Here is a 12,314-nt window from a genome sequence, read left to right on the forward strand (position 1 = left end):
TGCGATTTGCGCGCAAAAACGGTGACTTCAGCTTATTCAAAACTCAGGTCAGTAACATTCCCCACGGGTGGGTGAAGCGATCGCTCGAATTCATTCCCCAAAGGGTGACTCAGCTTTTGTTTGGCACATCGGTAGTTTGTTGCAGCAAGATTTGGATATCTTGCATCAGCACGTCTTGCTCGTGGCGTAGGGCCTCTAGCCGTTGGGCAATCTCTAGCCAAGGGTTGGGTGTGGGTGTGGGTGTCGCAGTCGGTTGGCGCAGGGCACGCCGCACCAGCCAAAACCCGCCACGACCGAGCGATCGCACCAATATAAACGGCATCCGTATCAGCCGCAGCCAAAATCCTTCGGTCATGCGACTGACTGCGCCGAACAAACCAGTCAGCAGCAAGATTCCCACCACCACTAGGCCAAGCAAAATCCGGGGATGCATGACAAAAAAGCCCACCACCGGATGCTCCGCCACCCATTGGTCAACGGTCATTTTGGCATTGCCAACAATGGTGTCTTGAATCACCCGGTTCATGTTCAGCCCAAACTCCATGGCCTACCCCTACTGCAAGACGTGTTTTCTCTATCTTGCCCTGCCCATTTTGGGTTAGCTCACCGGGTTAAAGCATCTTTAACCGCCGTGTGGATGACCTGCCGCTGCTCGTCATCATAGTTCCAGCGGGTCAAAAAAGGTTCGTAGTCTCCACTACCCGTCGCCAAGGTGGTTTGGAGCTGAGTCAGCTTGTCAGCAATGGCCGATAGATTGAGCTGCTGAATCAACTCGGTGGTGCGCGATCGCACTCGGTCAGAGCCTTGGGCCATGCTTTCGTTTTGGTTGCGACGGTGGGCGATCGCCATTGCCGCCGACATCGCCAAGTTTTTGACCAACAAATCGGAAACAATCGTGGGAGAAGACCGCAGAGCTTCAATAAGCCCAGCACTCGGCTGATCAGCCAGCGATCGCTCATCAGTTAGGTAGGCCACAAAAAATCCTCGAGCCCCATTTTCGGTAGCCACCAACTGAGCTACCGTTTGCCGCAAATCGGTTTCCGAAATGGCAGAGGCGTCCATTTGCGCCATAAGCGATTGGGTGAGGGCGATCGCCCCCTCAAAGGTGATCCCGTGGGGAACGGTCAGTCCAGAGTTGGTCATGGAATTCTCGATCACTCGCCACCTGTTATCTTAACGCCAGTTCTGCCATGCTGTTTGGCATCCACTAGCAGCGCGATCGCTGGCCACCGAACAGATGATGACCGCGCGGATCCATCACAACCAACTCGGTCCACAGCAGAATCGACATCCTCACCCCAGCGATTCAATCGGACGTCAATAGAAGATCAAACTCAAGAATGCGAAACCGAGCCATCTGCAGGCGTAACCATGGGACTCATCGACAGGTTGAGCGAAGCCTTGGACATGGGCGACGTGGACTGAGCCGAATTGAAGAGCGCCTTTTGCCATAGGGCTTCAACCGAGTGAGAACGGCTGCGGGGCATGGTCTGCCGAAAGGATTGGTAGTATTCTTGGCGCGATTCGGTGAACAGAAGGCGCAGGGTGGAAATGGGGTCATCATGATGATCAACCCGTAAGTCAAGATGGGGATACTCGTCGTGATGCATGACGTACATCCCAGCCGACTGCCGACCACGCTTGTCGCCTCCAGCCGCATCTCCGGCTTCGAGCGCATGCAGCAGGCGATCGCAAAATTCCATGCCATCGTTCGAGATGTAGGCATCGGCCATGGCAACCAGCACATCTTCGCCCGCCAGCATGTTGCCCGCCACCGAAATATTCGGAAAGGTGAGATGGCCAGCCCAGCCCACACACTGGCTCCCAGTCCAAGCTGCCGTATGGCCGTGATGATCAACCAGGTGCAGTTGACGCTGCTCGCGGTCTTCGTCATCCTGCATCAACAAGTTCACCACATCCTGTACTGGAATTTCGCTGACGCTACTGGCTCGAATGGTGCGCTGCTCCAACATACGCAGTCCAGCAATTCCCAACAGTGGATTTGTTTGACCCTGGGTGGCGATCGCCCCCACACCCGATTTCACATGGGGCACCAATGCGCCAACCGCTAAGTGCTTAGTTGCCACAGCAACCCCAGTCATCTGTGTCGCGGGATCCCAAGCCACAATGGAAAACGTCATATTCCTCCAACGCTTTTATTCAGCAATTTTGTTAAGGGTGTTGGGATTCAGGCAGGGCTTGCAATCAACAGGTTTGGAATCAATCGGCTTGCAATCAACCGCTAACAACAAACGACTCGCAATATTGGCCGTTTTGTTCAACCTCTCGTCACCGCCCGAATCATGAAGCAATCTAGAGAAATATTTAATTTTTTGAAGCACAATTTTACATCCTAGCCCCAACTGTCGAGGTTTTTAAGAACGACTGCTGTATCAGGGGTTGCAATTGTGTATACAGTATTCACAAAATCGATAGATTTCGCTAAATCTTTCCAAATAAAATTGAGGAACGGCAAAACCAGCGGTAGGATGCAACGCCTATACCCAGTCAACCCAGCTCACCATTCAGGAGTTTGCGCATGTGTGGCATTGGCGGCGTAATGCACCACGATCCGGCTCGTCCCGTTCATCCCGAAGTTTTGGTAGCGATGGCGGCCATTCAGTCCCATCGAGGCCCCGATGGCTGTGGCTGGAAGGTGATGCCCGAACGTGGAGTCGGGTTTACCCATGCCCGACTCGCTGTCATTGACCTAAACCCAGAACGGGGACGGCAGCCCTTCCTTTCGCGAGATGGGCAGGTGTTGATCGCCCATAATGGGGAGTTTTACGACTACAAGCGCATTCGGGCTGACCTGACCTCGCGTGGCTACCGCTTTGCCACCAAAAGCGACACCGAGCTGCTGCTCCACCTGGCCGAGCGGTTTGGTCTGGAGGGGGCACTGCCCCATTTGCGTGGTGAGTTTGCCTTTGCGTTTTATGACCAATCGGGCGATCGCCTGACCTTGGTGCGCGATCGCTTTGGGGTAAAGCCGCTGTATTGGACCATGACCCGCGATGGGCTGGTATTTGGCTCAGAAATTAAAGTGTTGATGGCGCATCCAGCGGTGCAGCGGCGCTTTTCTTCGACCGGGCTATATCACCAGTTGATGCAGCTCATGGTTCCGGGTACGACGGCCTTTGAGGGCATCCACGCTGTGGAGCCAGGGCAAATGGTGATTGTGGAACGGGTGAATGGGGCGCTAAAGGTGCGCACCCAACAGTATTGGGATTTAAATTTCCCTTTAGCCCAGGAGCGGGGGCCTCGCCAACCCGACGAGGTATACATCGAAGAGTTGCGCGATCGCTTTGTGGAGGCGATTCAGCTCAAGCTAGAAGCCGATGTGCCTGTAGCCTGTTACCTGTCGGGAGGGATCGATTCCTGCACCATTATGGGAGTGGCGGCAGCGTGCCAGCAGTCCCCAGTCAAGGCATTCACCATTGGGTTTGAGGATAAGGACTACGACGAAGCGGCGATCGCCCAGGAGATGGCTCAATCCGTTGGGGCAGAGCAAGACATCATTCGCATCAACGGCAACCAGCTATATGACCATTTTGTCCGCACCATTTGGCACACCGAGCGCAGCATCTACAACACGTTTACCGTGGCCAAGCTACTGCTGAGCGAGCATGTGCATCGCGCAGGCTACCGTGTGGTGATGACGGGCGAAGGCTCCGACGAAATTTTTGCGGGCTATCCCCAGCTGCGAATGGACATGATCTTGCACGGCATGAGCGATGCCACGCCAGAAGAGCGCGCCGAGCTAGAGAGCTGGCTTCAGGCCAGTAATCAACTCTTCAAAGGCAATTTGCTGGCCGAAACCCCCATTCACGATCCGGCGTTGGCGGAGTTGGTGGGCTTTACCCCAAGCTGTTTGCAATCGTGGCTGTCGCTGTCGCCACTGGTGTCGAGCTTGCTTCAGGTCGAGCATCGCACGGCTACGCAGCACTACTCGCCGGGGCAGGCCGTGGCCGCCAGGCTGAACGGTAGCCAAATCGAGGAGCGCCATCCGTTGGATAAGGCGCAATATATCTGGATCAAAACCCAGTTTGAGTCGCAGGTGTTGGGATGGGCGGGGGATCGCGTCGATATGGCCAACAGCATGGAAGCCCGGCCTCCCTTCCTCGATCATCCCCTGGTGGAGTTTGCCGTGACGTTGCCGCCGTTTATGCGATTGCGCGATCGCAAAGACAAGTACATCTTGCGGGAAACCATGAAGGGCGTATTGCCCCAAGTGCTGTACGATCGCCAAAAGTTTGCGTTTATGGCTCCCCCCGCCAACTCCAACCCAATTCAGAACAAGGCCATGCACACCCTGGCAGACATCTATCTATCCAAGCGGGCCGTTGAAGATGCGGGATTGTTGGATTACGCCGCCGTGCAGCAAACCCTCACCCGCCATAGCGATCCCGCCACACCCCCCGCCGAGCGCACGCAACTCGATGCCGTGGTCAACCATTTGCTCAGTGTGCAGGTAATGCACCACCATTTCGTTGCCACGGATGTACCCAAACAAGCGCGCGATCGCATTCACGAACTGGGGTGGGCCAGCACCGAACCCACCGTTGCCCACGCCTGATATCGCTGGGGAACCTGACGGATCAACCCACGTCTCAAAAACAGAAACCGTTCTGCATGAATGCAGGGCGATCGTTATGATATGAAGACGTTGGCCGCTTGCGGCAACGGGTCGCTCAGGCTTGCTTTCTCCACCCATGGTGCCACTCGCAAAACACCCCACCTATACCCACGATGGGGCGGGCCTTCGGAAACACGCCGACCCGCCAAAGTTGTGGATATGGCTAGTTGCGGGTTCGATCGCCTTTCATATTGGGTTATGGCTGATGTTACCGGCCCTGTTGCGAGCCGCTGCGCGATCGAGTGCGGCCACCGCAGCCACTCCCATCGAATTTGTCGATATCAGCACGTTGGATGTGGCCACTGCCCCCAGCGTCACCCCACCCGAAGCCACCGCATCAGAGGCCGCTGCTTCAACTCAGGCCAATCCAGTCCCAGAAACGGCAACGGAACCGTTGGAGTCGGCTCAGCCACCCAGCATCCAGCCCCAACAAGATCCCAACATTGCCTTTAATCCCGAATTTCAGCCTGTTCCAGCGCCAGCCCCCGACGTATTGCAACCCGATTCGGCGATCGCGCCTCAGCCCAGTGGTGTTGCAGAACGACCCACGCCTCAACCGCCACCACAGGCTCCACAACCAGAATCCTCCCAACCGCCTCAGCCGCTCCAACCGCCTGCACCCACCACCCCCGAAGCTCAGTTGCCAATGGGCAACGATTCCGGTTCGGGCCTTTCGGGAGAAACCTTGCCCCCCGTTCCCAACATTCCCGAAACATTTCCAGGCGATGTAGCCGCCAACCCTGGCCCCACAAACCCCAACCTGAAACCCGGCGACATCGCTAACCCCGACGGGTACGACGACGGCATCGGCGAAATTGCCGTCAGCGGTGAGGCCGCACCCACCAACTTGCAAGCCAACATCATTAGTTTTGGCACCGTACCGCTCGAAGAAAATCCAACCGACATTCCCGAACAGCCTGCCCAGGCCATTCAACCATCCATGAGCTTTGTCTCTGATCCGATGACTCCTGGCTCGTGCATTGTGCCACCCGAGAGTGTGTCGTGGTTTGGGGCCGAGATTGCCATTCGCGTTACGGTTGGGGCAGATGGGCGCGTTTTGCAAACCCAGGTGCGAGAAGGCCCCGGCAGCCCAGACTATGCAGAACTCGCCGAGTGTTTGATTCGGCAGTGGCAGTTCAATCCAGCTAGCACGAGCGGAATCCCCGTCGTCAGCGACAACCTGATTGTGTATCTCACGGTGAATCGGCTCTAGCTTTAACGTTAGTTTCGGTTATAGGGTTTTTCTGGGGTTTTCGCGGCGCGAAAACCCCAGAAAAACCTATTTTTGCGTGCGCGTTGCGCACGCAAAAATGAGCACTTCAGCTTATCCATAGCTCACGTTAGCGTTACCGAACCTTCTGCGCTCAGACTGGTGTGCGTTGTCCACACACCCGATCTATTTACAGCAATAGATCTGCACGAGGATTAAACGTTTCGGCCTGGCGGAGCTTTTCGTAGAGTTCGCGCTCTTGAGGCGAGATTTCTTTAGGCACCAGCACCAGTACTTCTACAATTTGGTCGCCACGCTTGCCGTCCAGCATATATCCCTTGCCAGCCATGCGCAGCTTTTGCCCGGTGCGCACACCGGGAGGTACCATCATTTTCACCATACCATCCAATGTGGGCACTTCGATCGCACCACCCAGCACCGCCTCGGCAGGCGTAACCGGAATCAGGCACGACACATCGGCTCCATCTAGTTTGAACAAAGGATGGGGCGCTACATCAATCTTGAGGAAAAGATCGCCACCGTTAATTCCCTGGCCCTTGAGCCGAATTTTTTGTCCGGTTTGTAGGCCAGCAGGCATGTTGACTTCGAGCGATCGCCCATCTTCTAAGCGAATGCGCTCTCGTCCCCCATGAAAGGCTTTTTCGAGAGGCACTGTGAGTCGAGCTTCGGCATTTTTGGGAGCCGGACGAGGCACCGTGTAGGCTGTTTTGGTCGTTCCCGGACGGTAGGGATCGCGATCGACCGTGCGAGAGGGCTGTGCCACTTCATCTCGCTTATTTAACAGCTGATCGACAAAGGAGTTGAAGTCTCGAAACTGACTAAAATCGACCTCATCCTGTGCAGGTTTGCGTGGAGCACTCCATGGTCTGCTGCGGGCAGGTGCACCAAAGCCGCTCTGTTTCCAAAAGCGGCTGTACTGGTCGTACTTGGCACGACGAGCAGGGTCAGACAGGATCTCGTAGGCTTCGCCAATGTCCTTAAACTTTTCCTCTGCCGCCTTATTGCCCGGATTCATGTCGGGATGATACTGGCGCGCCAGCTTGCGGTAGGCGCGCTTCAGTTCCTCTGGTGTCGAGTCTGGGGTAACTCCTAAGAGCTGGTAATAATTCCGAAAGTTTTGCATTCAGCAATCAACGGGAGGGTAAGAACGGGCAGGCAAAACAGAAAGACGGGCAGAGAGAGCCTTAATCTAAACCAAAGTTAAAGCTCTCATGAGCTTACAGCCAATCATCGTCTTCTTCCTCCCAATCACCGCGAACGCGGCCAAATCGGTTGGGATCGTCGTAGGCAGATGAGGGGCGACGTCGTGCTTCGGGTCGAGGGGAACTGGGGCGATAGGGATCGGCAGCAGGACGGGGCGATCGCCCTTCACCATTGCCCCGATTGTCGGTCATGCCGCGATCTGACGGGCCACGAGTATCGCGGGTATCCCAGTTATCACTCGTGCTACCAGGGCGATCGCTGCGAGGCGATTGGCGAGGCCGCTCATCCCAACTGTCGCGCTGGGGTGTCCGCGCATCGGGTCGCACATCGCGACGAGGTTCGCGGTTATCATAGCCTTCCCGGCTATAGCTGTCGCGTCCGGAAGGCGCGCCATAGGGATCGCGACGAGGGGGGTTCTCCCAACTGTCGCGCCGATCATCCCGAGGGCGTGCAGCATCGCGAGGCGGGGCACCGTAGGGATCGCGAGGGCTATTGTAATTGTCACGGGGTGGAGCATTGTAACTATCGCGAGGCGCATAACTATTGCCACCGGGCGTGTAGCCACTGCCAGGGGTATACACTTCGCGGCGAGGACGAGGATCCCAAGGATCGCGACCTCGATCATCGCCCCAGGTGTCGCGACGAGGGGGCGGATTGTTCCAGGGATCGCGGTCATCCCAGCGATCGCGGCGATCGCCATAGGTAAGGTAATCATCCTCCTCATCGCCGAACAGCGTCTTCTTAATAGAGCCGAAGAAGCCCTCTTCTTCCTCCTCTTCGCGGTTAATTTCGTAGACTTCGCGCTGGAGTTCGTACAGGGCATCTCGCAGATCGGCCTCAGCTACGTCAATGCCGCGCTCGTCATCCTTCTTCAGCGCATCCCGCAACTCTTGAATCAGGTTCTCAATCCGGCGACGGTAGCCACTGGCAAACTGCATACCAAAGTCGAGCGCTACTTCTCTCAATTGACGCTCGGCCTGATAGGTCAGGGCTTCGGCGCGGGTGCGCTTCTCCACTTTTTCGCGGCGCTCTCGATCTACCAGTGCGTTCCGTTCCGCATCCTGAATCATCCGCTGAATTTCGCCTTCGCTTAGAGTCGAAGCCCCCTGGATCGTAATGCCCTGTTCGCGTCCAGTGGTTTTATCGACCGCCGTTACCTGCAAAATGCCGTTGGCATCAATATCAAACGACACCAGCACCTGGGGCACGCCGCGCGGGGCTGGGGGAATGCCCATCAGCTTGAAGCGACCTAGGGATTTGTTGTCTGAAGCCATTTCCCGCTCGCCCTGCACTGCATGAATTTCCACCATCGTTTGGTTATTTTCCGAGGTGGAAAAGATGTCAGAGCGGCGTACGGGGATGGTGGTGTTGCGGGGAATCAGCTTCTTCATCACGCCACCAATGGTTTCCAACCCGATGGAGAGTGGGGTGACATCTAGCAGCAGAATGTCGCGCATCCCCACTTCCTGAGTCAAAATCCCGGCCTGAATCGCAGCTCCCACCGCAACGGCCTCGTCGGGATTCACGTTTTCGCTAGGTTCGCGATCGATAAAGCTGCGCACCAGTTGCTTGACCATGGGCATGCGAGACGCACCACCCACCAGCACCACCTCATCAATATCTTCTGGCATGAGGCCGGTGTCGCGCAGGGCTTGGCGCAGGGGACCCCGCAGACGACTCAGCAGATCGGTACACATGCCCTCAAACTGCGATCGCGTCAGTCGAGTTTCCAAATGTTTTGGGCCATCGGGTGTGGCGGTAATGAAGGGCAGGTTAATGTCCGTCACGCTCACGCCCGATAGCTCAATTTTGGCCTTCTCCGCCGCTTCCATCAACCGTTGCAGAGATTGGCGATCGCGCCGTAGATCAATTTTTTCGGCTTCCAGGAACTGCTCCGCCAGCCAGTCCACAATCTTTTTATCAAAATCGTTGCCGCCCAGCTGCGTGTCGCCACAGGTGGCCTTTACCTCAAACACACCGTCGCCCACTTCCAGCACCGACACGTCAAACGTACCGCCACCCAGGTCAAATACCAAAATAATTTGGCTATCGCGGCGATCGAGGCCATAGGCTAGCGAAGCGGCTGTTGGCTCGTTGATGATTCGCAGCACATCCAGTCCGGCAATTCGCCCTGCGTCTCGTGTGGCCTGCCGCTGTGAGTCATTGAAGTAAGCCGGGACGGTAATGACGGCCCCTGTCACAGGCTGGCCTAAGTAGCGGCTGGCCTCATCCGCCAGCTTGCGCAGCACCATAGCCGAAATTTCTTCCGGTGCAAATTCTTTTTCCAGTCGAGGGCACTTGATCTTGACGCTGCCGTTCTCGTCTTTGCGAACGGTGTAGGGCACTCGCTTTGATTCGGCACTCAGTTCGCTATAGCGCCGTCCAATATACCGCTTCACACCAAAGAAAGTATTTTGAGGATTGAGCACGGCTTGCCGTCGCGCCATTTGCCCCACAAGCTGTTCGTTCTCTTTGCTAAACGCAACTACAGAAGGAGTCGTTCGCATCCCTTCAGCATTGGCAATTACCACAGGTTTGCCGCCTTCCATTACGGCAACTACCGAGTTGGTCGTTCCCAAGTCAATGCCTACAACCTTGCCCATGCGTTGCGAAGCTCCTCGCGCGTTAAATCGAAATGTTGCGAACTGCTAATACATTTTAGCTCTTAAGGCTTTGGACATAGGACGAGATCGCTGATCAGCTCACCTGCTCCTTAAGATCGCCCTATTCCATGTGTTTGTTGAGTGCGGTTTGCTGCTATTCACCCTCTCAAGACCAGCTTATTTTGACAAGTCGTGATAACCCACTTGTCGTTCTGGGTCCGACGATGGCTACAATAAGGGAGGTTCTACTACGGCGTTGGTGACTGCCAATAATGTTTTATGATCTATGCCTTTTCTAAACGGGGCGCAAGTTGCGCTCAGTGGCAGTAGACCGGGCATGTACCCGGAAACTTAAAACTGAGGCCAAGCTTCCCACCTGGATTTAATCCAGGTCAAAAACTGAGGTAAGACGGCGTTGTGGGGAACTTTTAATCTTTCAATCACTACTCCCTTGTCCACAATTGGACGAGGGACTTTTTGTTTTAAGGGACGTATCGCACCCAGGCGAGCGACTGGGCACCCTACTAAATAAGACCGCGCTTACAAGGCCGGGCTTACCGATGACAAGAGAATGGGAGGGCGATCGCCACCGTTCCTCTCACCAGCCACCCTGCTTGTACATCATTACACCGTATTTCCTCTTCCCTTTTACAAAAAGTTGAGCTATGCTGTTTTAAGCGTAGTCATTATGAGTTTATTTAAGAGCATGACAACCCCAACGGTCGAAAACGTCGTCATTATCGGATCGGGTCCTGCTGGCTACACTGCCGCAATCTATGCAGCTCGAGCAAATTTGAAACCATTTATGTTTGAAGGCTTTCAATCGGGCGGGCTACCTGGTGGACAGCTGATGACCACGACCGAGGTTGAAAACTTTCCTGGGTTTCCCGATGGCATTACTGGCCCAGAGCTGATGGACAACATGAAGGCGCAAGCCGTGCGCTGGGGTGCCGAGCTAGTCACCGAAGATGTGACCTATGTGGACTTCAGCCAGCGTCCATTCTTGATTCGTTCGGATGAGCGCGAGGTGTATGCGCACACCGTCATTATTTCGACCGGGGCCACCGCCAAGCGCCTTGGGCTACCCAGCGAGCATGACTATTGGAATAAGGGCATCTCGGCTTGTGCGATTTGTGACGGAGCAACTCCCATTTTCCGCAAGGCAGACTTGGCCGTTGTGGGTGGTGGCGACTCGGCAGCGGAGGAAGCCGTATACCTGACCAAGTACGGCTCCCATGTGCACATGTTGGTGCGCGGCGACAAAATGCGCGCCAGCAAGGCCATGCAGGATCGCGTTTTGCGTAATTCCAAAATTACCGTTCACTGGAATACATCCCCGCAAGATGTGTATGGCGAGAACGGCTTGCTATCGGGCATTAAAATTCACAACAACAAAACCGGTGAGCTGAAGGATTTGCCTGTGAAGGGTCTGTTCTATGCGATCGGCCACCGACCCAACACTTCCATCTTTGGCAACCAAATTGACCTGGACGATGTGGGCTACATTGTGACCCATAACGATGTAGAAACCAGTGTGCAGGGCGTTTACGCGGCGGGCGATGTTCAGGATCATGAGTATCGGCAGGCCATTACGGCAGCGGGAACGGGCTGTATGGCGGCTCTGCTGGCCGAGCGCTACCTCTCGGCAAATGGTCTGATTCAGGAGTTCCACCAAACGGAAGCCTCCGAGCATCATGCCAGCAATGGTCACAAGGCGGAGTACCAGGAAGCGGCGGAGTTCGATATTACCCGGACGCGTCATGTGGGTGGCTATGCGCTGCGCAAGCTGTACCACGATAGCGATCGCCTCATTATCGTCAAATATGCCTCGCCCACCTGCGGCCCCTGCCACACCCTCAAGCCCATGCTCGATAAGGTCGTCAACGAGTTTGAAGGCAAGATTCATTATGTGGAAATTGACATTGAGCAAGATCCCGAAATTGCTGAATCTGCCGGAATCACTGGCACACCAACGGTGCAGTTCTTTAAGGACAAAGCTTTGGTGAAGCAAATGATGGGCGTGAAGCAAAAGAGTGAATACCGCGATGTGATTCAGCAAAATACGGGCCTAGTTGTGGCTCAGTAATCCTGAAAAACTCAGCGATCGCCAAGAGAGCCGGAACTGATAGTTCCGGCTCTCTTGGTTCTTGGGTTTATTGGTTTCTTCAGTTCATTGGCAGAGGCATCAAGGGATCTGTCAACGCGATGAAGCTGATTGCACTACAGCACCCGAAGAATAAAGGGATAGCGGTAAGCCCGTTCGGGATCGCGGAAACAGTGCAGAATGGCCAAAATCGGCATCACCAAATGGCCGATAAACAGAATCGCCAGCAACGGGTAGCCAATCAATACAAAGGTAAGCAGACCGAAAATAAACGCCAACACCCAATAGTTGAGGTGAAAGTTGATCGCTTCTTTGGCATTGGCAGTGATGACCGGATCATCCGAAACAAGCAACAGCACAATTGGCACCCCAATTGCTAACACCAAAGTGCTCAGGAAGATTGATCCGTGAGCCAACGCCGACAGAACTTTACGTTTATCGAAATCGGACGAACTTTGCATCTTACATGGACTCCCACGTGTATTTTTTGAGCTGTATTTTCAAGCTTTTGAAGGGGGAAATTCGATCTCATTCATC

9 protein-coding genes and 1 other RNA gene are annotated in these 12,314 nt (G+C 55.1%); 4 read left to right on the forward strand and 6 right to left on the reverse strand.

Features of this window, described 5'->3' with window-relative positions:
- Positions 1-109: 109 nt before the first annotated feature.
- From ACQ4M4_RS00720 to ACQ4M4_RS00730, 3 genes are all read right to left on the reverse strand, one after another.
- Positions 110-544 carry a hypothetical protein gene (locus ACQ4M4_RS00720; protein ID WP_430682523.1) on the reverse strand — a complete coding sequence of 145 codons (435 nt, stop codon included), beginning with the start codon at positions 542-544 and terminating at the stop codon, positions 110-112.
- A 59-nt stretch (positions 545-603) separates the two neighbouring features.
- Complete coding sequence (locus ACQ4M4_RS00725) at positions 604-1,143, reverse strand: hypothetical protein (protein ID WP_430682524.1); 540 nt, start codon at positions 1,141-1,143, stop codon at positions 604-606.
- A gap of 191 nt (positions 1,144-1,334) precedes the next feature.
- Positions 1,335-2,141 carry a DUF1028 domain-containing protein gene (locus tag ACQ4M4_RS00730; protein WP_430682525.1) on the reverse strand — a complete coding sequence of 269 codons (807 nt, stop codon included), beginning with the start codon at positions 2,139-2,141 and terminating at the stop codon, positions 1,335-1,337.
- Between the two features lie 398 nt (positions 2,142-2,539).
- Between ACQ4M4_RS00730 and asnB the strand changes: the two genes are divergently transcribed.
- Complete coding sequence (asnB, locus tag ACQ4M4_RS00735; protein WP_430682526.1) at positions 2,540-4,576, forward strand: asparagine synthase (glutamine-hydrolyzing); 2,037 nt, start codon at positions 2,540-2,542, stop codon at positions 4,574-4,576.
- Positions 4,577-4,712: 136 nt separating this feature from the next.
- Positions 4,713-5,849 (forward strand): energy transducer TonB, encoded by a 1,137-nt coding sequence (locus ACQ4M4_RS00740; protein ID WP_430682527.1) that lies wholly within the window; start codon positions 4,713-4,715, stop codon positions 5,847-5,849.
- 187 nt (positions 5,850-6,036) lie between these two features.
- Here the strand turns inward: ACQ4M4_RS00740 and ACQ4M4_RS00745 are convergent, their stop codons facing one another.
- Together ACQ4M4_RS00745 and dnaK are read right to left on the reverse strand one after the other, a co-directional pair.
- A complete protein-coding gene (locus ACQ4M4_RS00745) occupies positions 6,037-6,990 on the reverse strand; it encodes a DnaJ C-terminal domain-containing protein (protein ID WP_430682528.1) in 954 nt (317 codons plus the stop codon).
- A 94-nt stretch (positions 6,991-7,084) separates the two neighbouring features.
- On the reverse strand, positions 7,085-9,673 hold the full coding sequence (gene dnaK, locus ACQ4M4_RS00750) for a molecular chaperone DnaK (protein ID WP_430682529.1): 2,589 nt from the start codon (positions 9,671-9,673) through the stop codon (positions 7,085-7,087).
- Between the two features lie 242 nt (positions 9,674-9,915).
- Between dnaK and ssrS the strand changes: the two genes are divergently transcribed.
- Positions 9,916-10,101, forward strand: a non-coding RNA gene (ssrS, locus tag ACQ4M4_RS00755) — 6S RNA.
- Between the two features lie 260 nt (positions 10,102-10,361).
- Positions 10,362-11,759, forward strand: a complete 1,398-nt coding sequence (gene trxB, locus ACQ4M4_RS00760) for a thioredoxin-disulfide reductase (RefSeq protein WP_430682530.1) — start codon at positions 10,362-10,364, stop codon at positions 11,757-11,759.
- A 134-nt stretch (positions 11,760-11,893) separates the two neighbouring features.
- Here the strand turns inward: trxB and ACQ4M4_RS00765 are convergent, their stop codons facing one another.
- Positions 11,894-12,238: a DUF4870 domain-containing protein gene (locus ACQ4M4_RS00765; RefSeq protein ID WP_430682531.1), complete on the reverse strand. Its 345-nt coding sequence runs from the start codon at positions 12,236-12,238 to the stop codon at positions 11,894-11,896.
- Positions 12,239-12,314: the final 76 nt, after the last annotated feature.

It is taken from the genome of Leptolyngbya sp. AN02str, assembly GCF_050565595.1.
Taxonomy (GTDB): Bacteria; Cyanobacteriota; Cyanobacteriia; order Elainellales; family Elainellaceae; genus Kaiparowitsia.

Excerpts from the sequence above, each read along its gene's own strand:
- ACQ4M4_RS00720 (WP_430682523.1), bottom strand. The coding sequence starts at position 544 with ATGGAGTTTGGGCTGAACATGAACCGGGTGATTCAAGACACCATTGTT.
- ACQ4M4_RS00725 (WP_430682524.1), bottom strand. The coding sequence starts at position 1,143 with ATGACCAACTCTGGACTGACCGTTCCCCACGGGATCACCTTTGAGGGG.
- ACQ4M4_RS00730 (WP_430682525.1), bottom strand. The coding sequence starts at position 2,141 with ATGACGTTTTCCATTGTGGCTTGGGATCCCGCGACACAGATGACTGGG.
- asnB (WP_430682526.1), top strand. The coding sequence starts at position 2,540 with ATGTGTGGCATTGGCGGCGTAATGCACCACGATCCGGCTCGTCCCGTT.
- ACQ4M4_RS00740 (WP_430682527.1), top strand. The coding sequence starts at position 4,713 with ATGGTGCCACTCGCAAAACACCCCACCTATACCCACGATGGGGCGGGC.
- ACQ4M4_RS00745 (WP_430682528.1), bottom strand. The coding sequence starts at position 6,990 with ATGCAAAACTTTCGGAATTATTACCAGCTCTTAGGAGTTACCCCAGAC.
- dnaK (WP_430682529.1), bottom strand. The coding sequence starts at position 9,673 with ATGGGCAAGGTTGTAGGCATTGACTTGGGAACGACCAACTCGGTAGTT.
- trxB (WP_430682530.1), top strand. The coding sequence starts at position 10,362 with ATGAGTTTATTTAAGAGCATGACAACCCCAACGGTCGAAAACGTCGTC.
- ACQ4M4_RS00765 (WP_430682531.1), bottom strand. The coding sequence starts at position 12,238 with ATGCAAAGTTCGTCCGATTTCGATAAACGTAAAGTTCTGTCGGCGTTG.